This is a genomic window from Acidovorax sp. 69 (assembly GCF_002797445.1).
Lineage (GTDB): Bacteria > Pseudomonadota > Gammaproteobacteria > Burkholderiales > Burkholderiaceae_C > Acidovorax.
Genome location: NZ_PGEP01000001.1, coordinates 3,159,906 through 3,183,530 on the forward strand (window position 1 = coordinate 3,159,906; position 23,625 = coordinate 3,183,530).

Genomic DNA, 23,625 nt, shown 5'->3' on the forward strand with positions numbered 1-23,625 from the left:
TCTAAAGGCTTAAACCGCCATGATTTCCTGCTCTTTGGCGGCCACCAGCGCATCGATTTCACCGATGTGCTTGTCGGTGGCTTTTTGCACCTCGGTTTCGGCACGCTTCTGGTCGTCTTCAGACGCCAGTTTGTCCTTGACCAGTTTCTTGACAGACTCGTTGGCATCACGGCGCAGGTTGCGCACGGCGATCTTGGCGCTCTCGCCCTCGTTGCGGGCCAGCTTGGTCATTTCCTTGCGGCGCTCTTCGCTCATCGGCGGCATGGGCACCCGGATCAGGTCGCCCATCGAGGCAGGGTTCAGACCCAGATCGCTTTCACGAATGGCCTTTTCAATCTTGGCGCCCATGCCCTTTTCCCAGGGCTGCACGCTGATGGTGCGCGAATCGATCAGCGCGACATTGGCCACCTGACTCAGGGGGACCATCGAGCCGTAGTAATCGACCTGCACCGTGTCGAGCAATGCAGGATTGGCGCGGCCCGTGCGAATCTTCTGGAGGTTGTTCTTGAACGCCGAGATGGACTGGTCCATCTTGGTTTCGGTGTTTTTCTTGATATCGGCAATCGTCATGTTTTCTCCTCAGGGCGGGCCCGCATCGGTGCAAGCCTCTCAACCATCGTCGTCAAGCGTAAACCAGCGTGCCTTCGTCTTCACCCATCACCACGCGCTTCAAGGCGCCGTGTTTGATGATGGAGAACACCCGCACCGGAAGTTTCTGGTCACGGCACAGGGCAAAGGCTGTCGCATCCATGATGCCCAGATTGCGGGACATGGCCTCGTCGAAGCTGAGCTTCGTGTAGCGCGTGGCCGTGGGATCCTTCTGGGGGTCGGCAGTATAAACGCCGTCTACTTTGGTGGCCTTCAGAACCAGTTCAGCGCCAATTTCCGCGCCACGCAGCGCGGCGGCGGTATCGGTGGTGAAGAAAGGATTGCCCGTACCGGCCGCAAACACAACGACCTTGCCTTCTTCGAGATACTGCAGCGCCTTGGGGCGCACATAGGGCTCGACCACCTGTTCAATGGCAATGGCGGACATCACCCGGGCAATCAGACCCTGTTTGTCCATCGCATCGGCCAAGGCCAGTGCGTTCATCACGGTGGCCAGCATGCCCATGTAGTCGGCCGTGGCGCGGTCCATACCGACCGAGCCGCCGGCCACACCACGAAAAATATTGCCCCCGCCAATCACCACCGCCACCTGAACACCCAGGCGGGTGACCTCGGCGATCTCCTCCACCATGCGGACGATGGTGGCGCGGTTGATACCGAAGGCATCATCCCCCATCAACGCCTCACCAGACAGCTTGAGCAGGATCCGCTTGTGGGCTGGTGCAGCGTTGGACATGGGAAATATCTCCGGTAGGTGGTGAGGGACTTTGGTGGGGTTGTCTTGGAGAACGGCGATCAGGCAGCGGCCTTGGCGGCGGCAACCTGTGCAGCCACTTCGGCGGCGAAATCGTCGACCTTCTTCTCGATGCCTTCACCCACGACGTAGAGCGTGAAGCCCTTGACGGTGGTGTTGGCAGCCTTGAGCATCTGCTCGACGGTTTGCTTGCCGTCTGCAGCCTTCACGAAGACCTGGTTGAACAGCGAGACTTCCTTGAGGAACTTCTGCACGCCACCTTCGATGCGCTTGGTCACGATTTCATCGGACTGCACGGGCTTGCCTGCGGCCACGGCCACGGCTGCGTCTTCAGCGGCCTTGGCGGCTGCCACCGAGCGCTCTTTTTCGATCAGGTCAGCAGGCACGTCAGCGCTGGTCAGGGCCACGGGCTTCATGGCAGCGATGTGCATGGCCACGTCCTTCGCAGCGACTTCGTCGCCTTCGAACTCGACGACCACGCCGATGCGCGAGCCGTGCAGGTACGAAGCCAGCTTGCTGGCGCCGCCAAAATGCTTGAAGCGGCGGAACGACATGTTCTCGCCGATCTTGCCGATCAGGCCCTTGCGCACGTCTTCCAGCGTGGGGCCGAAGCTGTCTTGCTCGTAGGCCAGCGCACCCAGGGCAGCCACGTCGGCAGGGTTGTGCTTGGCGACCAGTTCGGCAGCAGCCTTGGCCAGCGCCATGAAGCTGTCGTTCTTGCTCACGAAGTCGGTTTCGCTGTTCACTTCGATCAGGCCACCGGTGGTGCCGTCGATGAAGCTGGCGACCACGCCTTCTGCGGTGATGCGCGAAGCGGCCTTGCCCGCCTTGGTGCCGAGCTTGACGCGCAGCAGCTCTTCAGCCTTGGCCATGTCGCCATCAGCCTCCGTCAGCGCCTTCTTGCACTCCATCATGGGGGCATCGGTCTTGCCACGCAGTTCGGCAACCATGCTTGCGGTAATTGCAGCCATCTTTATTCCTTCAGTATTCAGTTCAGTGAGATCAGATTCGGGCTAAAAAAAAGGGGGCTCACCAGGGGCCCCGCTTTTGTTCGCGACGGATCGCGCAGCCGGGCTTATCAGGCAGCGGCTTCTTGCACTTCCACGAATTCGTCGGTGCTCTCGGTAGTAGCAGCCTTCACGACTTCGTTCACAGCGTTGGCACGGCCTTCGATGATCGCGTCAGCGATACCGCGGGCGTACAACGTCACGGCCTTGGCCGAGTCATCGTTACCGGGGATCACGTAGTCGATACCTTCAGGCGAGTGGTTGGTGTCAACCACACCGATCAGCGGGATGCCCAGCTTCTTGGCTTCAGCCACGGCGATCTTGTGGAAGCCCACGTCGATGATGAAGATAGCGTCAGGCAATGCAGCCATGTCCTGGATGCCGCCGATGTCTTTTTCGAGCTTTGCGATTTCGCGGGAGAACGTCAGTTGCTCCTTCTTGCTCAGGCTGTCCAGACCAGCTTCTTGCTGGGCCTTCATGTCCTTGAGGCGCTTGATCGAGGTCTTGACCGTCTTGAAGTTGGTCAGCATGCCACCCAACCAACGCTGATCCACGAAAGGCACGCCAGCGCGCAGGGCTTCGGTGGACAGGATTTCACGGGCTTGGCGCTTCGTGCCGACCATCAGGATCGTGCCGCGATTGGCAGCCAGTTGCTTGACGAACTTTTGGGCTTCCTGGAACAGTGGCAGCGACTTTTCCAGGTTGATGATGTGAATCTTGTTGCGATGGCCGAAGATGTAGGGGGCCATCTTGGGGTTCCAGAAGCGGGTTTGGTGACCGAAGTGGACACCGGCTTCCAGCATTTCGCGCATGGTAACGGACATAAAAATACTCCAAAGGTTAGGTCTAAAATCAGCCCCAATATTTGTGACAACGTGCATTTCACGAAGGCCACAACACCTTGACAGGGCTGCTTTGCGATTGGTCTTGCGACAGCCGCCACACGCACGATGCATACATCGCTTGCGCCACTGCTCCCAGCAAAACCCAAAGATTCTAGCACACCCATGCTCACCGACCTGATCACCACCCGCGACCAGCTACGGAACGGCGCCACCACATCGCCAGCAGAGTTGGAGCGCTGCATCACAGCCGCCCAGGCCCCCTCCAACACCCACAGTTTTGTGCGCACTTTGTTCGACGCCGCGCGCACCACGGCGGTGCAACCCGGTCTGCCCCAATTACCGCTGGCCGGCCTGGCGGTGTCGGTCAAGGATCTGTTCGACATCGAGGGCCAAGCCACTCTTGCTGGCTCCACGGCCTTGGCTGAAGCCCCTCCGGCCGCGCAAGACTGTCCCGCCGTGGCCCGCCTGCGGGCAGCGGGCGCCAGCCTGATCGGCCGCACGAACATGGTGGAGTTCGCCTTCTCCGGCGTCGGGGTCAATCCACACCACGGCACACCGGCAGCGTGGGATGGTCGGTTTGGCGTCCTGACTGGCGCCGCGCGCGTGCCCGGAGGCTCCTCCTCTGGCGCCGGGGTCTCGGTAGCCACCGGGGCCGCCTTCATCGGGCTGGGGTCCGACACCGGCGGGTCCATCCGCATCCCTGCGGCACTCAACGGCATCGTGGGCTTCAAGAACACCGCCCGCCTGGTGCCCACGAACGGCGCCGTGCCGCTGTCCACCACCCTTGACACCGCCTGCGCCATGACCCGGACGGTGCGCGACGCCATCGTGGCGCATGAGGTACTGGCCGCCCGGCGCGTCACGCGCAGCCTGGCACCGCTGTCGCAGTACCGGTTCGCTGTCCCGTCCACGTTATTTCTGGATGCGTTGGACGCCACCGTGGCCCGTGCATTCGAGCGCAGCATGGATGCCTTGCGCCAAGCCGACGCCCAGATCGACACCATCGACCTGCCCGCCGTGCTGGAGCAGCCGACCTATGGCTTTGCCGCCCCCGAGGCCTACGCATGGCACCGCGAACTGCTGCAGCGCGCAGGCGACCAATACGACCCCCGGGTGCGCATGCGCATCGAAAAAGGAGCCCCCCTGATGGCCTGGGAATACATTGATCTGCTCCAGGCACGCCAGCAATGGATCGCACGCATGCTCGCCGACATGGAAGGCTATGACGCTCTGCTGTCCCCCACCGTACCCATGGTTGCCCCGTTCATTGCCGATGTCGCACCGGCGGACGGGGTAGACAAGACGCAAGACAGCGCGCGCGACGCCGAGTTCTTCCGCGTCAACAACCTGCTGCTGCGCAACACCAGTGTGGTCAACCTGCTGGACGGCTGTGCGCTGTCCCTGCCCTGCCACGTGCAGGGGGAACTCCCGGTCGGCCTGATGGTCTGGCACGGGGCCCTGCGGGATGACTCGGTGCTCAATGCGGGCCTGCAGATCGAGAAATTACTACAAAAACAATAGCTACCAGCGCTTTATCATCAAGCGCTAGACGCCAAAAACACTCAAATTCATGAAGATTGCCATCGTGGGCGCCGGCATCATCGGCGTCACCACCGCATACGAACTGGCCCGTGACGGCCACGAAGTCACCATTTTTGAACAACGCAGCGCTGCCGCCGAAGAGGCCAGCTTTGCGACCGCAGGCTTGCTCGGCCCCCACCTGCTCAGTCCCTGGGCCGTGCCCGGCTTTGGCCAGGCTTTGCGGCTGATCGGGCCGCATGCCACGTTACGAGTGGCTGGTGGACTCAACCGCGCCAACTGGGCCTGGCTGCGGCGCTGGCGCGGTGCAGCACGGTCTAACAGCGCCCCTGCTGCTGCACTGGAACGCCTGGCGCAATACAGTCTGACCCGCCTCAAAGCCATCGCCCGCCAGCACGAACTCGACTTCGAGACCAGTGAAGGGCGACTGGTGCTGCTGCGCACGGAACAGGAGCGCGCCCATCTCCAGCCCGCGCTGCAGGTGCTGCGCGACAGTGGCGTAAGCTTGCACGAAATCGACGCGGACGTGGCACGCCAGATCGAACCCGGCCTGTCGCCCGAGGCACCACTGGCGGGAGCCATTCACCTGCCCGACGCCAGCGCAGGCAACTGCCGCCTGTTTGCCCAACTGCTGCGCCAAGGCACCCAGGGCTCCGGTGTTCAGTTTGTGTTCAATACCCGCGTGGATCGCATCAGCACCCAGCCCACCGGCGTCGCGCTGCAGGGCGAACCCGACCTGCGCCGCTTTGATGCCGTGGTGCTGTGCGCCGGCATGGCTTCGGCCACGCTGATGCCTGCGCTGGGGCTGCGCTTGCCCATGGCGGCGGTGTATGGCTACTCGGTCAGTGCGCCACTGCGCGAATCCACGCATGCCCCCCGCGCCAGCGTGGTCGACGCGGCCCAGCAAATCTCCATCACCCGCCTGGGGCAGCGCGTGCGCATTGCAGGCGGCGCCGAGCTGGCCGGAGCGGATGCACACCACCACACGCCAACGCTGCAACGCCTGTACCGCACATTGAACGACTGGTTTCCCGGGGGTGCACAGCTCTCATCCAGCCTGCAGATCTGGCGCGGTGCGCGCACCATGCTCCCCGACGGCGCCCCCGTGGTCGGCGCCAGTGGGGTGCCCGGCCTGTGGCTCAACACGGGCCATGGCGCGGGCGGCTGGGCCCTGGCCTGCGGCAGCGCCCGCGTGGTGGCGGACCTGGTCGCGCAGCGCGAACCCGACGTCTCGCTGGATGGCCTGGGAATGCGGCGTTTCTGATCTACGACGGGAGTCTTCACACCGCCATCGCCATCGCGGGACACGGCGCAAAATGGTGAGCACTCCGCCCTGAGCAGCACACTCACCACCATGCACCGCATCACTGCCCAACAGCCCCACCCCCTGTTCAGCACGGCCGCCACGCGGCGCCTGGAGCATCAGGCTGCTGCCACGCTCCCACCCCACACGCTCATGCGGCGCGCCGGCTTGGCCGTGGCACGGCTGGCGCAGGCACTGGCCCCCCATGCCCGCACAGTGTGGATCGCCTGCGGCCCTGGGAACAATGGCGGCGATGGGCTGGAAGCCGCCATGCACCTGCAGCGCGATGGCTGGCAGGTGGTGGTCACCTGGCTGGGCAACCCAGAGCACGCGCCTGCCGATGCCCGCCACTCTTGGGACCGGGCACTGGCCGCAGGCGTCATGTGGGCCGACGCAGCCCCTGCCGACATGAGCGCCACAGACCTCTGCATCGATGCCCTGCTGGGTATTGGCGTCTCTTCTTCCCCCGGCGCAACGCCCCGCGCGCACGACGCACGGCTTGAGGCCTGCCTGCATGCGCTGCACCGCAGCCGTGCGCCAGTGCTGGCGGTGGATCTTCCCAGCGGGCTGGATGCCGACACGGGCCAGTTCGCTACAGGCTTTGCCCCGGATTACGCCTCCCATCTCCACCCCCCACCTCCTGCGCGCCACACGCTGAGCCTGCTCAGTCTCAAACCCGGCCTGTTCACCGCCGCCGGCAGGGACGCAGCCGGCCAGGTGTGGCTGGACGATCTGGGGGTAGCCTGCGGTCACGAGCCCCCCAGTGCATGGCTCTGCGGCCCTGCCCCGCAGGCACACCGCCCTCACGCCAGCCACAAGGGCAGCTACGGTGACGTGGCCGTGGTAGGCGGCGAGGGGCTGGCCGAGCGCGGCCTGGGCATGGCGGGCGCCGCCCTGCTGGCTGCGTCGGGCGCTCTGCACAGCGGCGCAGGACGGGTGCTCGTCGCATTGCTCGACCACGGCCACCTGCAACTGGACCTGCAACAGCCCGAGCTGATGTTCCGCCACTTCGACGCCCTGGCGCTGGAGCAGCTCACCGTGGTCTGCGGCTGTGGCGGCGGCCAGGCCATCGCACGCCTGCTACCCGAGGTCATCACCCGCGCGGCCCGCCTGGTGCTGGATGCCGATGCGCTCAACACCATCGCCACACAGGCCGGGCTGCACGCACTGGTGGTGGCGCGCGGCCAACACGGGCTACCCACCGTGCTGACGCCCCACCCGCTGGAGGCCGCTCGATTGCTGGGCCTCACCACGGCCGAAGTCCAGGCCCACCGGCTGGACGCCGCACAACAGTTGGCGGACCAGTTCAACTGCGTGGCCGTGCTCAAGGGTTCGGGCACCCTGATTGCCGCGCCCGACCGCGTTCCGGCCATCAACCCCACGGGCAACGCACGGCTGGCCACCGCTGGAACGGGCGATGTGCTGGCGGGCATGGTGGGCGCCCACCTGGCAGCCGGTGCCAGCGCCCTGCGCGCCGCCAGCGAGGCGGTTTATTTGCATGGTCAGGCGGCCGATCAGTGGCCTGCGGGCACGGTGCTGACCGCCAGCACGCTGGCGACCCAGGGTGCGATTTCTCTCAAAGGGGCATTCCACACCCCTCGGCACTGACAGACGGCACTTCGCGCATCCGCCCACCGGACATTGCCACCGCGTTTGTCATGCCAGACGCGCCACCCAACGTGTCTCGAACCCAGTTTTCCTGCGCACCCCAAAGCCCCAGGGCGCTGGTGCACAGACAAGGACAGACAACCACAGGTTGCGGCGGCAGTGCGCAGAGACATTAAGCGGCGCCGCTGGGCAGCGAGCGCTTGAGCACTGCAATTGCAACGTCTGCCTCAAACGTCCCCTCGCCGCACTCACCCTCCGACAAAGCAAGGGACAACGGGCCGCAACCGCCCCTCACCAGCGTGGGCGCGTGCCGCCTTTCCCCACCGCTGCGCCGGTTTACATCCCGCCGCTCATTGCGCCTGCAGTGCTTTGAACATCGACGCACCAACGCTCTGCCAACGCCAGACAGCACACTCACACGTGGCGCTTGCCCATCACCGCCACGACCGGGACGGACACCAACTGCGCATCGGCGCGCGCGTGCAACGCCTCGATGATGTGACAGGTAGCGTCCGCGCCGTCGCAGCGGCTGCGCAGTGCCAACAGGTCTGCCTCCAGCACCCGTAGCTCCTCCAGGCGGGTGCGCACATGCTGCAGGTGTTCGTCCAGCGCATCGCGCGCGGTGTCGCAATCCTCCTTGCGACTCCAGTCCAGGGCCAACAGGGTACGGACTTCGTCCAGCGACATATCCATGGCGCGGCACAGCCGGATGAAGCGCAGCTGATGCACATCGGAACCGCTGTACAGGCGGTAGCTGTTGTCGCCCCGAACACCCACCGGCAACAGTCCTTCTTTTTCGTAGTAACGGATGTTGGCAGTGGACACCCCGGACTGCTGGGCGGCCTCGCCAATACGGAACTGCACAGCGTTGTGATCCATGGGCTTGACCTTCTAGTGACTTTAAGGTTTCCAATCATGCCATCGCTTCCAAACCACGTACGGAGAAGAAACCCATGTCTGCCCATTGCCATCATGACCAGAATGCCCCCGGTCACAACCATGGTGCCCCTGCCAGCGGGGACCCACGCTACCGCCGCATTCTGTGGATCGCGCTCATCGTCAATGCCGCGATGTTCATGCTGGAATTGGGTGCTGGCATGCAATCAGGTTCGGCATCACTGCTGGCCGATGCCATCGACTTTCTGGGTGACGCCGCCAACTACGGCCTGTCACTGTGGGTGCTGGCCATGGCCCTCTCCTGGCGCGCCCGTGCCGCACTGGTCAAAGGGGCCAGCATGCTGGCGTTCGGTGTTTTCGTGATTGGCCGCGTGGCCTGGGGCGCATGGCAGGGCCTACCGCCCGAGCCTTTCACCATAGGCGGCGTGGGCCTGCTGGCGCTGGCGGCCAACCTCGGTGTCGCCGCTCTGCTTTACGCGTGGCGCGAGGGGGATGCCAACATGCGCGGCGTGTGGCTGTGCACCCGCAACGATGCCTTGGGCAATCTGGCGGTGATGGGCGCAGCCCTGGGGGTGTTGGGCACGGGCTCGGTATGGCCCGATCTGGTGGTGGCCGCCACCATGGCGGGCCTGGCCATCAGCGGGGGGTGGAGCGTGATCCGCCATGCTCGCCGGGAGCTGGCCTGCGTTGACGGCAGTCCGTCCATGCATAGGCACTGAGTCATGCCTGCCCGCCCGTCATAGCAACCCGCGGTCAAGCACCGGCTGGCGGCCTCGACCCTCGCGCTGACGCACTGGCCGCTGATGCTGCGCCAGCGCCCGCACGCGGCCATCCGCGCCATGCCCTGTCGCAGCGGGGCCAGCGCTGGATAGCGGGCGCTACATACTTGATAAAAAAGGCCTCTAGTGCTTTACGGACAATCGCTACCAACTATCAAATCAGGAGCCTCACCACCCATCAAGGCAGACCATCCTTAGAGGCGTCGCACCCGATTGTTTGACGCGCGACAAGCCCTGCAGGGGCCTCGCGTGGTTCAATCCGGCGCTTGCACACGCGGGGCTGCGCCTCGGTTTCCCACATCGCACGTTTGCCCGCTCCACTTTTTTGCACCATGACCCGTCCCTCCGTCGCCCCTGCAACTGCCGCTGCACCAGCGCCTGTGGTCATTCCCCACAGCTTGACGGAGGACGCGGTGGCCATCTTCACCGGGGTGCTGCTGATTTCGGTGGGGGTGGCATTTTTCACCAGCGCAGGGCTGCTCACGGGGGGCACAGCGGGCCTGGCATTTTTGCTGCACTACGCCACAGGGATTGGTTTTGGCAAGATCTTCTTCGTGCTCAACCTGCCGTTCTACTGGCTGGCCCTGCGCAAGCTCGGACGGGCGTTCACCGTAAAGACCTTCATAGCCGTGCTGCTTCTGTCACTGCTGACCGAGGTGCAGTCGCAGTTGCTGCAGTTCGCGCAGCTTCAGCCGCTGTATGCCGCCATTGCGGGCGGGCTGATCACGGGCACGGGTTTTCTGGTGCTGTTCAGGCACCGCTGCAGCCTGGGCGGAGTGGGCATTGCCGCGCTGTATCTGCAGGACCGCTACGGCTGGCGCGCGGGCAAGGTGCAGATGGCGGTGGACTGCTGCATCGTTTTGCTGGCGCTGTGGACCGTGGAGCCGGTGCGCGTACTCTGGTCCATCGCCGGTGCCGTGGCGCTGAACCTGGTGCTGGCCATGAACCACCGGCCAGGTCGCTACATGGTGGTGTAGGCACATAACGCTGCCTAGGGACCCTCTGCACGAATCAGCGTGCCGTGTGCATCTGCGGCCCCGGGCGGTCTGCCGTGTTGCAAATACTCGCAATAGCTACCGCTATTGCTGCGTTTTGCGCCTTGCGGCCCATCCCGATCCGCAGCGCACCCTTACCACTTGATTCGTGCAGAGGATCCCTAGCGCCCAGCATTTCCGTTGCCTACGGAACATGGTGTGCGGTCTCGGCCAGCGCGGGCAGCCTGCCACTGACAACCTGCGGGGAACTTCGTACGGTACCCCGTATCATCCTGCCATGCGTCGCGGCTTCTACATTCTGCTGATGGTGGTGCTGGTCCTTCGGGGACTCACCGGCACCGCCATGGCCGCTGGCGTCCTGCCACCACTACAGCCCTTGGGTGAGCCACACGGGTACCAGCAGGAACCACCACAATCGCACCACCACGGCAGCACACTCAGCGCTGCGGCCACCACCAGCCAGCCTGATGACAACGGGCACAACAACCACCCTGGCATGTCGGCGCAGGCAACCACGGAGACCGAGGGCAAGCACGCGCATGGTCACGACTACGCCAGCACAGCGCCAACGCCCTCGGAACTGACCGTCTGCGATGGTTCCACGGGGGGGTGCACCACGCACGACCATCACACCGCAGCGTGCTCCGCCTGCGAAATCTGCCATTCGGCCATGCTGAACGCGCCTGCCGCAGTCACATCAGCCCATCTTCCTCCAGGTGCCTTGCAGCCTCTGGCCACTGCGCAGTTTGACAGTGCCGCTGCGGCACTGGCCATCAAACCACCCATCGCCTGACCTCTGACGCCCATAGTGCGTCTGCCATGGCCTGAACCCCCTCAAAAAAAGGGGGGATTTCAGGTGGCAGCGCCGTCGTTTGTTGGTTCGATGTCTGGAGATCGCCATGCGCGCCCTCGCCCCATTACTCACCCTATTTCTCGCACCATGGCTGCCGCTGCTGCGGCGGCGTGTCGCCGGCCTTGCTGTGCCGATGCTGACGCTTTGCCCTCTGGCATCGTTGGCCCAAAACCCCAGCCCCGTCCAAAACCCGGTTGCCACTACCGACGCTGCCCAACCTGCTGCGCCCACGGCCTCCTTGGTCCATCCACACCTTGCACCGACGAAGGTGGCGGCGGGTGTCGCACCTTCGGCCATGGCCTGGCGCGAAGCCAACGAAGCCGTAGCGGACTTCCCACGCGGCCATGCAGACATCCTGGCGTGGGAGGCCCAACAAGGCACCGCCCCCGCATCACCCGCCACGGCCAAACCAGGCCCCATGCACCACCAAGGTGCTCACGCGATGCACCCGCACCGCCACACAGAGCCAGGGGGCAAGCCATGACCACACCACACGCCTTTGCACGGCGCCTGCCCCTGCTGGCTGCCGCAGCCCTGCTGGCCGGCTGCGCCAGCGTTTCACCTGATGGCCTGCGCGGGGACGTAGCGACCCTCACCGCGGGCCGCACAGGCGGCGTGCAAGCGGCACTGCCAGCCACCGATCCCGCTGCGCGCGCCGCAGCCCAGCAGGCCATCAAAGACTGGCTGGCCCAGCCTCTCACGCAAGACGCCGCCGTGCGCATTGCCCTGCTCAACAATCCCGGCCTGCAGGCCCGGCTGGCGGCACTGGGTCTGGCCGACGCAGAGCGCGTGCAGGCCATTACGCTGCCCAACCCACACCTGACCCTGGGGCGCTTTACCAACAGCCAAGAGCGCGACATCGAGCGCACCCTGGCCTTTGGGCTGCTGGACCTCATCACTCTGCCGTGGCGCACCGCGCGGCAAGCTGAGCGCCTGCAGATCGCCACGCTAGAAGCCGCACAGGACGTGGTCACATTGGCAGCTGACACTCGCCGCGCCTGGCTGCGTGCCGTGGCGGCCGAGCAGGTGGCCGCCACACACGACCGCATGGTCGAAGCCGCCGAGGCCGGGGCCGAGCTCGCCCGCCGCATGGTGAGCGTGGGCAACTGGAGCCGCCTGCAGCAGGCCCGCGAACAGGCGACGCTGCAATCGGTGACCAGCCAGCGCGCCCGCGCCCGGCTGGCGGCTGCCACCGAGCGCGAGCAACTCAACCGCCGCCTGGGCGTATGGGGGCTGCAGGCGCAATACCAGTTGGCCGCCCAGCTACCACCGCTGCCCGCCACCGCCTTGCCCGCCGACGGCATCGAAGCCACCGCGCTGCGCGAGCGGCTCGATGTGCAGGCCGCCCGCCGCCAGCTCGACACCCAGGCCGCGCGCCAAGGCTGGAGCCGTGCGGGCGCCGTGTTTGGCGACATCGGTCTAGCCTACAGCCGCAACACCACCACCGAGCGCGACACCGGCCGCAGCGATGTGAAACGCGGCTGGGAGATTGCGCTGCCCCTGCCCCTGTTCGACTGGGGCGGCGCCGCACGCACCCGTGCGCAAGCCGAGGTGGAGCAAAGCGCCGCCCAGCTGCAAGACACCGCTGTGCGCGCCCGCAGCGAGGTGCGCGCCGCCTGGCTCACCTACCGCACCGCGCTCGACCTGGCGCGCCAGCAGCAGGCCGAGGTCGTGCCTCTGCGCCAACTCATCAGCGACGAGACCACGCTGCGCTACAACGGCATGCTGGCCAGCGTGTGGGACATGCTGGCCGAAGCGCGCAACAGCACGCAGGCCGTAGCCAACGCCATCGAAGTGCAGCGCGACTTCTGGCTGGCCGAGACCGACCTGCAACTTGCGCTGATGGGCACATCGCCCGGCGCCCTGCAGGGCCTCACCTCCGGCGCCGCCGCCTCCACCACCCCACAAGGCCACTGACATGAACCGCCGCAATTTCTTTTCTGGCGCAGCCACGGCCGTGGCCGCTGCCTCTGTCAGCCGCGTGGCCCTGGCTGCGCTGCCCGAGCCCGCTACACAATCCAGCGCCGACACAGCGCCGCCGCTGCACCCGCCCACCGGCCGCCCCTACAACCCCGTGGTCACCCTGAACGGCTGGACCGCCCCCTGGCGCATGAACGCGGGCGTCAAGGAGTTCCACCTCGTGGCTGAGCCCGTTGTGCGCGAGGTGGCGCCTGGCTTCATGGTCAACATGTGGGGCTACAACGGCCAGAGCCCCGGCCCCACCATCGAGGTGGTTGAGGGCGACCGTGTGCGCATCTTCGTCACCAACCGCCTGCCCGAGCACACCACCATCCACTGGCACGGTCAGCGCCTGTCCAACGGCATGGACGGCGTGGGGGGCCTCACCCAGCCCGCCATCCAGCCGGGCAAAACCTTTGTGTACGAGTTTGTGGCGCGCCGCCCCGGCACCTTCATGTACCACCCACATGCCGACGAGATGGTTCAGATGGCCATGGGGATGATGGGCTTGTGGATCACCCACCCCAGGGGCACTCACCCGCACATCGCCAAGGTGCAGCGCGACTACGCCTTTTTGCTCAACGCCTTTGACGTGGAGCCCGGCAGCATGACCCCCAAGGTCAACACCATGCTGGACCACAACATCTGGTGCTGGAACAGCCGCGTGTTCCCCGCCATCAGCCCGCTGGTGGCCCGCCAGGGCGAGCGCGTGCGCATCCGGGTAGGCAACCTCACCATGACCAACCACCCCATCCACCTGCACGGGCACGAATTTGAAGTGACCGGCACCGACGGCGGCCCCGTGCCCAAAAGCGCGCGCTGGCCAGAGGTGACGACCGACGTGGCTGTAGGCCAGATGCGGCAGGTCGAGTTCATTGCCGACGAGCCCGGCGACTGGGCGCTGCACTGCCACAAGAGCCACCACACCATGGGCGCCATGGGCCACAGCGTGCCCACCATGATCGGCGTGGACCACCGGGGCCTGGTCGGCAAGATCCAGAAGATCGTGCCCGACTACATGGTGATGGGCGAGCGCGGCATGGCCGACATGGGCGCCATGGAGATGCCCTTGCCCGACAACACCTTCCCCATGATGACCGGCACCGGCCCCTTTGGCCCGCTGGAGATGGGCGGCATGTTCACCACCCTCAAGGTGCGCGCAGACCAGCCCGCAGACAGCTACGCCGACCCCGGCGACTTCAAACAGCCGCCGGGCACCCAGGCCTTTGAATGGCAAGGTGCGCCCGCCGCTACGCCACGCCCCGCACGCACCGACACCCCGGGCACGGCCCCGGGCGCCGCCAATGCGCGCAAGCCGGCTGCCAGTGGCCACCAACATTGATGCCAATGATCACCATGAAAACTATCAAATTCATAGCTGCTTGCGCAATGTTGACTAGCGCATTCGCTGCTTTTGGGCATGAAAACATGCCGCACCGCGCCACCACAGCCCCGGTGGCCAAGGAGCAAAAGGACTGGGGCATTGCAGGCGACGCCAAGGCCGTGCGCCGCACCATCACCATTCGCATGACAGACAACATGCGCTTTACGCCCAACCATGTTGAAGTGCGCGAAGGCGACACCGTGCGCCTGCGCGCCGAGAACAAGGGCCGGGTGTTACACGAGATCGTGATCGGCACAAAAATCGACCTGGACGCACATGCCGAGATGATGGCCAAGCACCCCGGAATGGAGCACGACGAACCCCATATGGCCCATGTGACTGAGGGCAAGACCGGCGACATCGTGTGGCACTTCAACCGCGCCGGGAGTTTCGACTTTGCCTGCCTGATCCCCGGCCACTACCAGGCGGGCATGACCGGCACCATCACGGTGAGCCCCCCCTGAGTCGCTGCGCGCCTTCCCCCCGAGGGGGACGCCACCGGTGGCCTGGCAAAGCCAGTTCCACGGTGGCACTGGCAAGAGCCATGCCGGTTTCCACCGGCTGAGGACGGATCACCGAGCCGTGAACCACAAAGACATCAAAGAGCGAAGAAAGGCATCCATGACATACCCGACAACAACAAGCAACCGCCGCACGTGGCTGACCACTAGCGTGACCTTGCTGGCCGCAAGCGCCCTGCCCTTTACAGCGGCGGCCGCGGCCCCCACACCGCTGGAAGTGTGGAAAGACCCCAACTGCGGCTGCTGCCAGGACTGGGTGGACCACATGCAGGCCAACGGCTTTGCGGTCAAGGTACACGCCACGGGCAACAACGCCGTGCGCGCGCGCCTTGGTCTGGCGCAAAAGCTGGGCTCGTGCCACACCGCCCTGGTCGGCGGCTATGTGGTCGAAGGCCATGTGCCCGCCAGTGACGTACGCGCCCTGCTGCAGCAAAAACCCCAGGCCCTGGGCCTGGCCGTGCCGGGCATGCCCGTGGGCTCGCCCGGCATGGACGGCCCGGCGTACGGCAATCGCCGTGACGCCTATGACGTACTGCTGGTCGCTCGAGATGGCAGCACGCGAATTTTCAAAAGCTACAACACGCCAGCCGGCAACAAAAAGGCCACTTCGTGATGACAAACACCCTGCGCCAGCTCAACCCTGCAGCCACCGCACTTGCGCTCCTGATGCTGATCGGCTTTGCAGAGCCAGCATTGGCCCAACCGGCGCCCCCGGCGGCTACCACAAACCCGCCCGTGCTGGCCGACGCCAGCACCCCTTTGAGCGAAGGTGAGATCACCCGCTGGGATGCACGCACCCTGCGCGTCACACTGCGCCACGGCGAGATCAAGAACCTCAATATGCCCCCCATGACCATGGTGTTCCGCGTGTCAGATGCCAACGTGCTGGGCGACCTCAAGCCCGGCGACAAGGTACGCTTTCGGGCCGAACAGGTCAGCGGCACCTACCGGGTGACGCGGATCGAAAAGGCACCTTGACCACCCAATCAAAGGTTGAGCGCACACAGCCCCACCGATGCGACAGGGCACCATAATCACCGGCCATGAGTTCTCAACATGTTCTGGCTGGCGACGCTGGCAGCATCACCCGCGTGGCGGGCATCGAGGTGGGCCACTTCACCGAAACCCGCCGCCCCACGGGTTGCACCGTCATCATCACCCGTGAGGGCGCGGTGGGGGGCGTGGACGTGCGCGGCGCCGCACCTGGCACACGCGAGACGGACCTGCTCCACCCCTCCAACCTGGTAGACAAGGTGCACGCCATCATGCTGGCCGGCGGCAGCGCCTGGGGGCTGGATGCAGCCACCGGCGCGGTGCGCTGGCTGGAAGAGCGTGGCGTGGGCTTCGACGTGGCCGTGGGCCGCCTGCCCATCGTGCCCGCCGCCGTGCTGTTCGATCTGCTGGTGGGCGACATGCGCATCCGCCCCGACGCTGCAGCAGGCTACGCGGCCTGCGATGCCGCATCCACCGCAGATCCGGCTGAGGGCAACGTAGGCGCGGGGACAGGCGCAGCGCTGGGCAAGATTTTTGGCATCCAGCGCGCCATGAAAGGTGGCATCGGCACCGCCTCCGTCACCGTGGACGGCGTCACGGTAGGCGCTCTCATTGCCTGCAATGCGCTGGGCGACGTGATCGACCCCGACACCGCGCAAGTCATTGCCGGGGCCCGAACCGACGACGGTCTGCGTTTGCGCGACACACGCCGCGCCCTGCTGCGCGGCGACCCGCCCCAGCCCTTGCTGGCGGGCACCAACACCACCATCGGCGTGGTGGCCACCGATGCCATCATCACCAAGGTGCAAGCCCACCGCCTCGCGGTGGCCGCACACGACGGCCTGGCCCGCAGCATCAACCCCGTGCACACCATGTCCGATGGCGACACGCTCTTCAGCCTGGGCACCGGCCGTGCAGGCAAGAGCCTGGGCATGATGGTGCTGGCCACCATGGCCGCAGAAGCCACGGCCATTGCCACCGCCCGCGCTGCACGGGCGGCGCGGGCCATCACGACGGCAGAAGGGTTGTACCTGCCCGCGGTCGCAGAACTGGGCTGATACGCGCGCAAGACTTTGCGACTTATTCCCCGGCCCCTGCTGGCCGTGCGCTGGACCCACAGCGAACCATTGATTGCTGAATACGGTAGCTGTCGATGCCGGACGATGAGCAACGGCCCCGCACCGTGCATTAGCCCTTTGCGAGCAAGAACGCAGATCCCTGGCTTGGGTGCCCTATCTACCAGATTGACGGGGGATGCTGCGCACCGGGCCCAGTCAGGGCCGACAGACCACGCCAGACGCACTGAACTCTGTCCACAATATCCCAGAGACCGACTCCACGCTGTCAAAAACTCCTTGACGGGGCGGGCAAAGCCCTCCAAAGATTAGCTCGCTGCCCCACCTCTTGCGCACCACAGGGGTCGGCGTGGAAGGGCGAGCCTGGCAAGAACCGCCGCGCGCAGGTTGTTCACGCTCCACAAAAGGTTTACAACACGATCTTCCCCGGGAAAAGCGCACCATCTGCAGTAACACGTTGAGGGTTCAACACATGAATATCCTGCAAAACCTGAGCATCAGGACGCGTCTTGGAATTGGTTATGTTGTTCTGACCTGTGCCTTGATTCTGGTGGCCGTCATGGGCATTCGCGGGGAGTCCCTGACGCAGGACAGCCTGGACAACCAGGTCAACCACCTGAACGTGCTCAAGAGTCTGGGCAATAGCGTGCTGGATGCTGCGAACGCAAGGGCTGTTTCCGCCCGCAACCTGGTGATTGCCACCACCAAAGAAGACGCTAACGCTGAAACCAAGCTCATCGGAGCGGCCCACGAAAAGATGGGACGTGCGCTCAAGAGCGTCGAAGAAGCGCTCAAGACGGCACCACCCGAAACAGCCCCTTTGCACAAGCTGCTGGCACAGATCCGGGAGACTGAAGCGGCCTATGGCCCGATCGCGCTAGAGATCACCCGGCTGGGCAGCCTGGGCGAAAAAGACATGGCGATCAAGAAAATCAACGAAGAATGCCGCCCCCTGCTGGCCAAGCTGATCGGCAACATTGACACCTTCCTGGCAGAGAGCGATGCAATCAGCAAGCGGGCGAGCGAGCAATCGTTGAGCCAGCTGGAATCGCTGCGCTTGCAACTGGTGGTGCTCAGTATGGCGATGGTGGTATTTGCCGCCGTGCTGGGCATGGCGACGACACGGTCCATCACCAGGCCACTTGGCGAGGCCAACCAGGCCACGAAAGAGTTTGCCAGGGGCAACCTGACCACCCCGTTGGTGGTCCATGGCAAAGATGAGATTGCCTCGGTGGTCGCATCGATGGAGGCCATGCGCCAAAGCCTGTCCGGTTTGGTGGCGGGCGTTCGGCAAGGATCTGAAAGCGTATCGACCGCCAGCGCAGAGATCGCGCAGGGCAACCACAACCTGTCCATGCGCACCGAACAACAGGCCAGCGCACTGCAACAAACAGCCGCGTCGATGGAGCAGTTGGGCTCCACCGTGAGACAGAACGCGGACAACGCGGTCAATGCCAACAAGCTGGCGCATTCGGCATCGACCATTGCCCAACAGGGCGGCGAAGTGGTGGCCATGGTGGTGGCGACGATGAAGGACATCAACGACTCCAGTCGCAAGATCAATGACATCATCAGTGTGATCGATGGCATTGCATTCCAGACCAACATCCTCGCACTGAATGCTGCCGTGGAAGCTGCCCGCGCGGGCGACCAGGGGCGGGGTTTTGCGGTGGTGGCGAGCGAGGTGCGTAGCCTGGCCCAGCGCAGCGCGGCAGCCGCCAAGGAGATCAAACAGCTGATCACGGAAAGCGTGGGCCGCGTGGAGCATGGGACCGCTCTGGTGGACAAGGCGGGCAACACCATGAGCGAAGTGGTGACCAGCATCCGCAATGTGACCCACATCATGGGCGAAATCAGCGCGGCCAGTTCCGAGCAAAGTTCGGGCGTCACGCAGGTGGGTGAGGCCGTTACGTTGATGGACCAGGCCACGCAGCAGAACGCGGCGCTGGTGGAGGAAATGGCTGCCGCCGCCTCCAGCCTGCGCGGGCAAGCCGATGATCTGGTGAGCGCTGTGGCAGTGTTCAGAATCAACGGCAACGGACAAGCACTTGTGCTCAAGTAACCGCCTGATCGCGTTGCATTCAACGCACAGCATCTTTACGGTTTTGCCCAGCGTTTGTGGCACCACACCGCAAGGCGGCCAGAGATAGTGCTTTAACACGCCGGTCGGTCCCGCCTTGGCATTGCCACAACGCAGGTATTCCAAGCCGTCCAGTGGCCGGAGCACAGGCACCATTCGATACGTTTGTACCCCCTGGCTTCTACAGCCCGGCGTGGCCCGCGCAGGGATAATCGCCGGACCGCTGATCTCCGTAAGTCAGCCCTCCTCGCCCAACCCACGTCAACAGCCACCGCTGACTTGTTGCCCCCGGCCCAGCCACCGCATTGGTCGGCCACGCTGCGTGCATCCCCTATTCAAAACGTTCGCTCCTCCATGTCCCAGGCACTTCGCAACACACTGCTTTCTCTGCGCGATCTGATCGTGTCGGCCGGTCCGCTCGCCTTCCTGGGGGTAGGGCTGCTGGTGCTAGCGTACTGGTGGCTTAACCCCAATCCGCCCAAAACGGTGACTCTGGCCACTGGACCTGCTCAGAGCGCCTACGAGGAGTTTGGCAAGCGGTATCAAAAGGCGCTGGCAGCTGACGGCATTGACGTAGTGCTTCTGCCCAGTGAGGGGTCTTCTCACAACCTGCAATTGCTCCGAGAGGGTCAAGCGGACGCGGCCTTCGTACAAGGCGGAACGGCTGAACTGCAACCCGATGATCCCGATGAACTGGTGTCGCTGGGCAACCTCTTTGTAGAGCCTGTGTGGCTGTTCTATCGCACCGAGACGGCACAGCGTATGTACAACACTCCGCGGCTTGACGGCTTGCGACAGCTGCGTGGGCTGCATGTGAACGTAGGCTCGCAGGGCAGCGGCGTGCCCACGCTGATGGAGCGCCTGCTGGACGCCAACAAGGTCGAGCGCGGGGCCGTGAAACTCTCACGCCTGGACCAGACGCCGGCCACCGTGGATTTTCTGGCGGGCAAGCTGGATGCGCTGGTGTTTGCCTCTGCCCCCGAATCCTTGATGGTGCAGATGCTGCTGCAGACACCAGGGGTTCAATTGCTGGACTTTGCCCAACACGAAGCCTATGCGCGGCGCTTTCCCTTTCTGACACCCGTCACACTGCCACGTGGCGTAGTGGACCTGGCCAACAATGTGCCCAAGCGGGATGTAAGGCTGGTCGCCTCCACCACCTCATTGCTGGCGCGTGAAGGCACCCACCCGGCCTTGCTCACTCTGTTTGCGCAGAACGCCCAGAAGCTCCATAGCGGCGCGGGCTGGTTCAACCGGGCACGCGAGTTCCCCAACGCGCGCAATAGCGAACTACCGATTGCCAAGGAGGGTGACCGTGCAATGAACGAGGCAGTGCCCATGCTGCAGCGCTACCTGCCCTTTTGGGTTGCCAACCTGATTGAGCGCATGTGGCTGGTGCTGGGTATCTTGCTGGCGATCATGCTGCCGCTGTCGCGCGTTGTGCCGCCGCTGTACCAGTTCCGAGTGCGCTCACGCGTGTTTCGCTGGTATGGCCGTCTGCGCGAGGTAGAGAGCGACCTGGAAGCTGGTAAGACCGACACAGCAGAACTGCTCAAGGCATTGAATACGCTAGAGGCGCAGGCCGAAAAGGTCAGCGTCCCCCTGTCCTATGCCGATGAGCTGTATGCCCTGCGCAACCATATCCACCTGGTGCGAAAAAAGCTGCTGCGGGCATCGGAAGGTGGTGGCGCCGAAAGACCTTCACCAGACGCGCCTGCGCGCAAAGACTGAGGCCTGCGCAGCGCTACCTGGCCGAGGCGTTGCTGGCTCAGGGAGAAAGCAGGCAAGCCGTTTCAAAGCCAGCACGGTCATCACAGCAGTAAGGTCAGATGGCTCGACAGGCAAGGTGCGGTGACCGGACCAAGGCTCTGGAGACACGCCGGGCACCGGCAATCACGCCAGCCACCAGGACTTAGCGGTTTTTGGAGGCCCTGGAGCCCGAAGACGACGACAGAGGCGCCGACTTGGATAGCGGAGCCATTTTGGAACTCGACGATGACCGGGCTTCAGAAGCCTTGTGCTCTGATCCAGATTCAGCCGCCCGCGCGGGCGCCTTGGCCGGTTTGGGGGGCTGCTGTGCAGGTACCACGCGCAGCGCGCCCTCAGTGGCCAGCTTGTCGCGCATGCGCCGTGTCATGGACTGGGTGCTGGCGTCGGGCGCCGTAAACAGAAACAGCGTTCCGTGCGGGCTGGCCCAAGTCAGCTGGGTACGGACTACACGGCCATTGGTCACCAGCTCAACCCAAACGCCGATGACAAAATCGGCATAAGGATCTGGAACATCCACTGGGGCCTGAGCGCTGTCTTCCGGAGCGGGCGCCGAAATCGGGGCCTCTGCAGACTCGGTCGCAGCCGCCAGGTCTTGCGAAGGCACTACGGCAGGCTTTTCAAATGCCGCCTGATGCAACCCCACCAGACGTTGCAACAAAGCACTGGTCTGAACTGCCGGGTAGCTGACGGTCTTGAGGCCTTTTCGCAACTTGGCAAGCAGCCCAGGAATGGCCTCGTTGAGCCGCTCAGGCTCCAGACGGGTCAGCTCAGGCTGCGCACTCCAGAGCAACACAGGCACCAACGCCAGATAACCACCGGGATCATCCTCCGCATCACCTTCGGCCGCCATGACCTGAGCAAGTGCCACCACGTCAGCCCATGGGCCCGCCGCGAAATCGAGGATGTCTCCAGGAACACCCTCCATATCGGGCAACTTGCGAATATCTGCAGCCACCCTCTCCGCCAGCAATTCACGCCGCTCGGCATTGAGCTGGGCTTTTTCCTCGCTCTCCTGCTGGGTCTTGAGTTTCTGCTCTTGTACGTCCCACGCAGACTGCAGCGCTTTGAGCACGGTATCAAACGGCCCCGCATCCACTATTTCGTGCGCAGACAAATGCTCTACCGCTTCCGTCACCAGGCGCATAAAGCGACTGAACCCTGGGGCTGTTTCCGTCGTAAACGCCAGACTGCGCTGCGTCAACTCATCCAGCAACCTGCGCGCAGGATGCACCCCATCCGTGAAGAAGCGGCCATCATGGTGAACGAGTTGCTTGAGCGCGGGCTCCAGACTTTTGATCGCCCGCTGCACGGGGGCCAGCAACCGCGCGTCCTGAGCGATGTTGTCCATCATGCGGCCGACCACTTCGACGGCCATGGCCGTGGACTGAGTGGCAGCATCCATCGGCATGGTTGCATACACCACCGGAGCCATACCAGGCCCTCGCCACCCCGATAAGGGTACAGGCAACGAGCCCGGATGATTGACACCACCACCACTGCCCGCCAAACGCCCTACCAACCGCTCCAATTGGGCCATGTCCTCGATTGCTTCTGCTGCGCCCGAGGGGAAATAGCCACCAGACAACGAAGATTGAGCACTTGCAGCTCCGGCGCGCGGATCCACCCAACCGGGTTGTCCTGCGGCGGGTTGCACCAGCATAGGCTGAACCGGTGCGGCTCCATAGGCACGCGGATCGAACGGGTCACCACCCGCCAGCATTTGGCGCAAGATACCCACGGTCAGTATGGCTTCTTGTGCATCAGGCGCCATGGGTGCCTGCTGGGAATCTCCGCTCCAACCTGTGGACGGCCCCATGCCACGCCCGTAACCTGTGTTGCCATAGTCACTCACAGGCCCGTTCATCGAATGCCCGTACCCCGAGTATCCACCACCCTGGCCAGTGCCAAGGCCGCCGTAACCCGTCCCGTAACCAGTTCCCGCACCTCCGTAGCCAGTGCCCGGAGCGCCGCGCGCCGAGCTGCCAGATGGTGTGCCCAACACGGCATAGCCCACAGGCTGCACACCATGTTCACGCAGACTCTGGGCGGTTTTTTTGTACTCCTCTACCAGCAGTTTTCCGAGGAGGTCGCGCATGTGCTGCATCCACGTCTGCCGGATTTCGGACGACACACCCGTTTCGCTCACCACCTGCTGCAGCGCGCGGATATAGCTCTCAGGCCGCAGGGGATTTCGCTCGGGCTGGACACTGCGCAAACCTTGAGCAGCGCTGACCAGGGTATTGAGTTCAGCCAGCACAGCATCTGTGGCATGGAGTGCAGATTGCTGGGCTTTGGAGAGTTCCACCTGCGCCTGCATCTCGTTCTCGTCCATGAGCGAGAGTTCACCGAAGTCCATGCCGGTATCCTCGGCCGAACCCCTGCCTTTGGCGACTGACGGGCCTTCGGCGAAAATTTCCAGCAGGGCCATCGAGTAGCCCTTCACCAGAGCAACCTCATGCTGGTTCAGCAGGCGCAAGCTGTCACTGATCAGATTGCGCTGCTGAACATTGCGGTTGGAGGACTCCTCGCCCGTCAAAGTCCCTCGCGTGACCTTGACCAGCTCACCCATCAGGGCCTCGCCCCCGCGAACAGCGTTGACAACGCAGGCGCGGAAAACGGTTCTCAAACGCGGTGCGGGCACAGACATGGTGGG

At 64.4% G+C, this 23,625-nt stretch carries 21 protein-coding genes; 15 read left to right on the top strand and 6 right to left on the bottom strand.

Translation table 11 applies throughout. From position 1 onward, the window contains the following. Nucleotides 1–9: 9 nt before the first annotated feature. The 4 genes from frr to rpsB all read right to left on the bottom strand — a co-directional run bounded on the left by frr (nucleotide 10) and on the right by rpsB (nucleotide 3,194). Entirely contained in the window at nucleotides 10–570 is a 561-nt protein-coding gene (gene frr / locus CLU85_RS14440) for a ribosome recycling factor (protein ID WP_100410869.1), read from the bottom strand. A gap of 52 nt (nucleotides 571–622) precedes the next feature. Further along, nucleotides 623–1,345, bottom strand: coding sequence for a UMP kinase (gene pyrH / locus CLU85_RS14445; RefSeq protein WP_007852283.1), 723 nt, complete (start codon nucleotides 1,343–1,345; stop codon nucleotides 623–625). Between the two features lie 59 nt (nucleotides 1,346–1,404). Beyond that, nucleotides 1,405–2,334 (bottom strand): translation elongation factor Ts, encoded by a 930-nt coding sequence (gene tsf / locus CLU85_RS14450; protein ID WP_100410870.1) that lies wholly within the window; start codon nucleotides 2,332–2,334, stop codon nucleotides 1,405–1,407. Nucleotides 2,335–2,441: 107 nt separating this feature from the next. Continuing rightward, nucleotides 2,442–3,194, bottom strand: coding sequence for a 30S ribosomal protein S2 (rpsB, locus tag CLU85_RS14455; protein WP_100410871.1), 753 nt, complete (start codon nucleotides 3,192–3,194; stop codon nucleotides 2,442–2,444). A gap of 183 nt (nucleotides 3,195–3,377) precedes the next feature. Between rpsB and CLU85_RS14460 the strand changes: the two genes are divergently transcribed. The 3 genes from CLU85_RS14460 (at nucleotide 3,378) to CLU85_RS14470 (ending at nucleotide 7,665) form a co-directional block, all read left to right on the top strand. After that, the gene (locus tag CLU85_RS14460) at nucleotides 3,378–4,736 is read left to right on the top strand and encodes an amidase (protein ID WP_100410872.1); all 1,359 of its coding nucleotides are present in this window, start codon (nucleotides 3,378–3,380) and stop codon (nucleotides 4,734–4,736) included. Nucleotides 4,737–4,785: 49 nt separating this feature from the next. Further along, nucleotides 4,786–6,018, top strand: coding sequence for an FAD-dependent oxidoreductase (locus tag CLU85_RS14465; RefSeq protein ID WP_100410873.1), 1,233 nt, complete (start codon nucleotides 4,786–4,788; stop codon nucleotides 6,016–6,018). 90 nt (nucleotides 6,019–6,108) lie between these two features. After that, nucleotides 6,109–7,665: an NAD(P)H-hydrate dehydratase gene (locus CLU85_RS14470; RefSeq protein WP_100410874.1), complete on the top strand. Its 1,557-nt coding sequence runs from the start codon at nucleotides 6,109–6,111 to the stop codon at nucleotides 7,663–7,665. 414 nt (nucleotides 7,666–8,079) lie between these two features. Here the strand turns inward: CLU85_RS14470 and CLU85_RS14475 are convergent, their stop codons facing one another. Then, nucleotides 8,080–8,544 carry a Cd(II)/Pb(II)-responsive transcriptional regulator gene (locus CLU85_RS14475; RefSeq protein ID WP_100410875.1) on the bottom strand — a complete coding sequence of 155 codons (465 nt, stop codon included), beginning with the start codon at nucleotides 8,542–8,544 and terminating at the stop codon, nucleotides 8,080–8,082. Nucleotides 8,545–8,618: 74 nt separating this feature from the next. On the opposite strand from CLU85_RS14475, the gene CLU85_RS14480 reads away from it, so the two are divergent. The 12 genes from CLU85_RS14480 to CLU85_RS14535 all read left to right on the top strand — a co-directional run bounded on the left by CLU85_RS14480 (nucleotide 8,619) and on the right by CLU85_RS14535 (nucleotide 20,933). Then, nucleotides 8,619–9,281, top strand: a complete 663-nt coding sequence (locus CLU85_RS14480; protein ID WP_100410876.1) for a cation transporter — start codon at nucleotides 8,619–8,621, stop codon at nucleotides 9,279–9,281. A gap of 392 nt (nucleotides 9,282–9,673) precedes the next feature. Beyond that, nucleotides 9,674–10,318, top strand: coding sequence for a YitT family protein (locus CLU85_RS14485; protein WP_100410877.1), 645 nt, complete (start codon nucleotides 9,674–9,676; stop codon nucleotides 10,316–10,318). A 295-nt stretch (nucleotides 10,319–10,613) separates the two neighbouring features. Continuing rightward, nucleotides 10,614–11,129, top strand: coding sequence for a hypothetical protein (locus CLU85_RS14490; RefSeq protein WP_100410878.1), 516 nt, complete (start codon nucleotides 10,614–10,616; stop codon nucleotides 11,127–11,129). 106 nt (nucleotides 11,130–11,235) lie between these two features. Continuing rightward, nucleotides 11,236–11,673 carry a hypothetical protein gene (locus CLU85_RS14495; protein WP_100410879.1) on the top strand — a complete coding sequence of 146 codons (438 nt, stop codon included), beginning with the start codon at nucleotides 11,236–11,238 and terminating at the stop codon, nucleotides 11,671–11,673. After that, nucleotides 11,670–13,106, top strand: coding sequence for a TolC family protein (locus CLU85_RS14500; RefSeq protein ID WP_100410880.1), 1,437 nt, complete (start codon nucleotides 11,670–11,672; stop codon nucleotides 13,104–13,106). The genes CLU85_RS14495 and CLU85_RS14500 overlap by 4 nt, the downstream gene beginning before the upstream one ends. Nucleotide 13,107: 1 nt before the next feature. Beyond that, nucleotides 13,108–14,490 (top strand): multicopper oxidase family protein, encoded by a 1,383-nt coding sequence (locus CLU85_RS14505; RefSeq protein WP_100410881.1) that lies wholly within the window; start codon nucleotides 13,108–13,110, stop codon nucleotides 14,488–14,490. Between the two features lie 14 nt (nucleotides 14,491–14,504). Further along, nucleotides 14,505–14,996 carry a plastocyanin/azurin family copper-binding protein gene (locus CLU85_RS14510; protein WP_100412562.1) on the top strand — a complete coding sequence of 164 codons (492 nt, stop codon included), beginning with the start codon at nucleotides 14,505–14,507 and terminating at the stop codon, nucleotides 14,994–14,996. Nucleotides 14,997–15,153: 157 nt separating this feature from the next. Then, nucleotides 15,154–15,666, top strand: coding sequence for a DUF411 domain-containing protein (locus CLU85_RS14515; RefSeq protein ID WP_100410882.1), 513 nt, complete (start codon nucleotides 15,154–15,156; stop codon nucleotides 15,664–15,666). After that, the gene (locus CLU85_RS14520) at nucleotides 15,666–16,031 is read left to right on the top strand and encodes a copper-binding protein (RefSeq protein WP_100410883.1); all 366 of its coding nucleotides are present in this window, start codon (nucleotides 15,666–15,668) and stop codon (nucleotides 16,029–16,031) included. Before CLU85_RS14515 ends, CLU85_RS14520 begins: the two co-directional genes overlap by 1 nt. 65 nt (nucleotides 16,032–16,096) lie before the next feature. Beyond that, the gene (locus CLU85_RS14525; protein ID WP_100410884.1) at nucleotides 16,097–17,104 is read left to right on the top strand and encodes a P1 family peptidase; all 1,008 of its coding nucleotides are present in this window, start codon (nucleotides 16,097–16,099) and stop codon (nucleotides 17,102–17,104) included. A 490-nt stretch (nucleotides 17,105–17,594) separates the two neighbouring features. Then, nucleotides 17,595–19,184 (top strand): methyl-accepting chemotaxis protein, encoded by a 1,590-nt coding sequence (locus CLU85_RS23565; protein ID WP_100410885.1) that lies wholly within the window; start codon nucleotides 17,595–17,597, stop codon nucleotides 19,182–19,184. Nucleotides 19,185–19,556: 372 nt separating this feature from the next. Next, nucleotides 19,557–20,933, top strand: coding sequence for a TAXI family TRAP transporter solute-binding subunit (locus CLU85_RS14535; RefSeq protein ID WP_100410886.1), 1,377 nt, complete (start codon nucleotides 19,557–19,559; stop codon nucleotides 20,931–20,933). A gap of 181 nt (nucleotides 20,934–21,114) precedes the next feature. Here CLU85_RS14535 and CLU85_RS14540 read toward each other — a convergent pair whose 3' ends face one another. Continuing rightward, nucleotides 21,115–23,619, bottom strand: a complete 2,505-nt coding sequence (locus CLU85_RS14540) for a DUF1631 family protein (protein ID WP_100410887.1) — start codon at nucleotides 23,617–23,619, stop codon at nucleotides 21,115–21,117. Nucleotides 23,620–23,625 lie beyond the last annotated feature (6 nt).

Coding starts and splice junctions, on each gene's coding strand:
- CLU85_RS14505 (WP_100410881.1), top strand. CDS start 13,108: ATGAACCGCCGCAATTTCTTTTCTGGCGCAGCCACGGCCGTGGCCGCT.
- CLU85_RS14525 (WP_100410884.1), top strand. CDS start 16,097: ATGAGTTCTCAACATGTTCTGGCTGGCGACGCTGGCAGCATCACCCGC.
- CLU85_RS14485 (WP_100410877.1), top strand. CDS start 9,674: ATGACCCGTCCCTCCGTCGCCCCTGCAACTGCCGCTGCACCAGCGCCT.
- CLU85_RS14490 (WP_100410878.1), top strand. CDS start 10,614: ATGCGTCGCGGCTTCTACATTCTGCTGATGGTGGTGCTGGTCCTTCGG.
- CLU85_RS14510 (WP_100412562.1), top strand. CDS start 14,505: ATGAAAACTATCAAATTCATAGCTGCTTGCGCAATGTTGACTAGCGCA.
- rpsB (WP_100410871.1), bottom strand. CDS start 3,194: ATGTCCGTTACCATGCGCGAAATGCTGGAAGCCGGTGTCCACTTCGGT.
- CLU85_RS14535 (WP_100410886.1), top strand. CDS start 19,557: ATGTCCCAGGCACTTCGCAACACACTGCTTTCTCTGCGCGATCTGATC.
- CLU85_RS23565 (WP_100410885.1), top strand. CDS start 17,595: ATGAATATCCTGCAAAACCTGAGCATCAGGACGCGTCTTGGAATTGGT.
- CLU85_RS14500 (WP_100410880.1), top strand. CDS start 11,670: ATGACCACACCACACGCCTTTGCACGGCGCCTGCCCCTGCTGGCTGCC.
- pyrH (WP_007852283.1), bottom strand. CDS start 1,345: ATGTCCAACGCTGCACCAGCCCACAAGCGGATCCTGCTCAAGCTGTCT.
- tsf (WP_100410870.1), bottom strand. CDS start 2,334: ATGGCTGCAATTACCGCAAGCATGGTTGCCGAACTGCGTGGCAAGACC.
- CLU85_RS14540 (WP_100410887.1), bottom strand. CDS start 23,619: ATGTCTGTGCCCGCACCGCGTTTGAGAACCGTTTTCCGCGCCTGCGTT.
- CLU85_RS14515 (WP_100410882.1), top strand. CDS start 15,154: ATGACATACCCGACAACAACAAGCAACCGCCGCACGTGGCTGACCACT.
- CLU85_RS14470 (WP_100410874.1), top strand. CDS start 6,109: ATGCACCGCATCACTGCCCAACAGCCCCACCCCCTGTTCAGCACGGCC.
- CLU85_RS14480 (WP_100410876.1), top strand. CDS start 8,619: ATGTCTGCCCATTGCCATCATGACCAGAATGCCCCCGGTCACAACCAT.
- CLU85_RS14475 (WP_100410875.1), bottom strand. CDS start 8,544: ATGGATCACAACGCTGTGCAGTTCCGTATTGGCGAGGCCGCCCAGCAG.
- CLU85_RS14460 (WP_100410872.1), top strand. CDS start 3,378: ATGCTCACCGACCTGATCACCACCCGCGACCAGCTACGGAACGGCGCC.
- CLU85_RS14465 (WP_100410873.1), top strand. CDS start 4,786: ATGAAGATTGCCATCGTGGGCGCCGGCATCATCGGCGTCACCACCGCA.
- CLU85_RS14495 (WP_100410879.1), top strand. CDS start 11,236: ATGCGCGCCCTCGCCCCATTACTCACCCTATTTCTCGCACCATGGCTG.
- CLU85_RS14520 (WP_100410883.1), top strand. CDS start 15,666: ATGACAAACACCCTGCGCCAGCTCAACCCTGCAGCCACCGCACTTGCG.
- frr (WP_100410869.1), bottom strand. CDS start 570: ATGACGATTGCCGATATCAAGAAAAACACCGAAACCAAGATGGACCAG.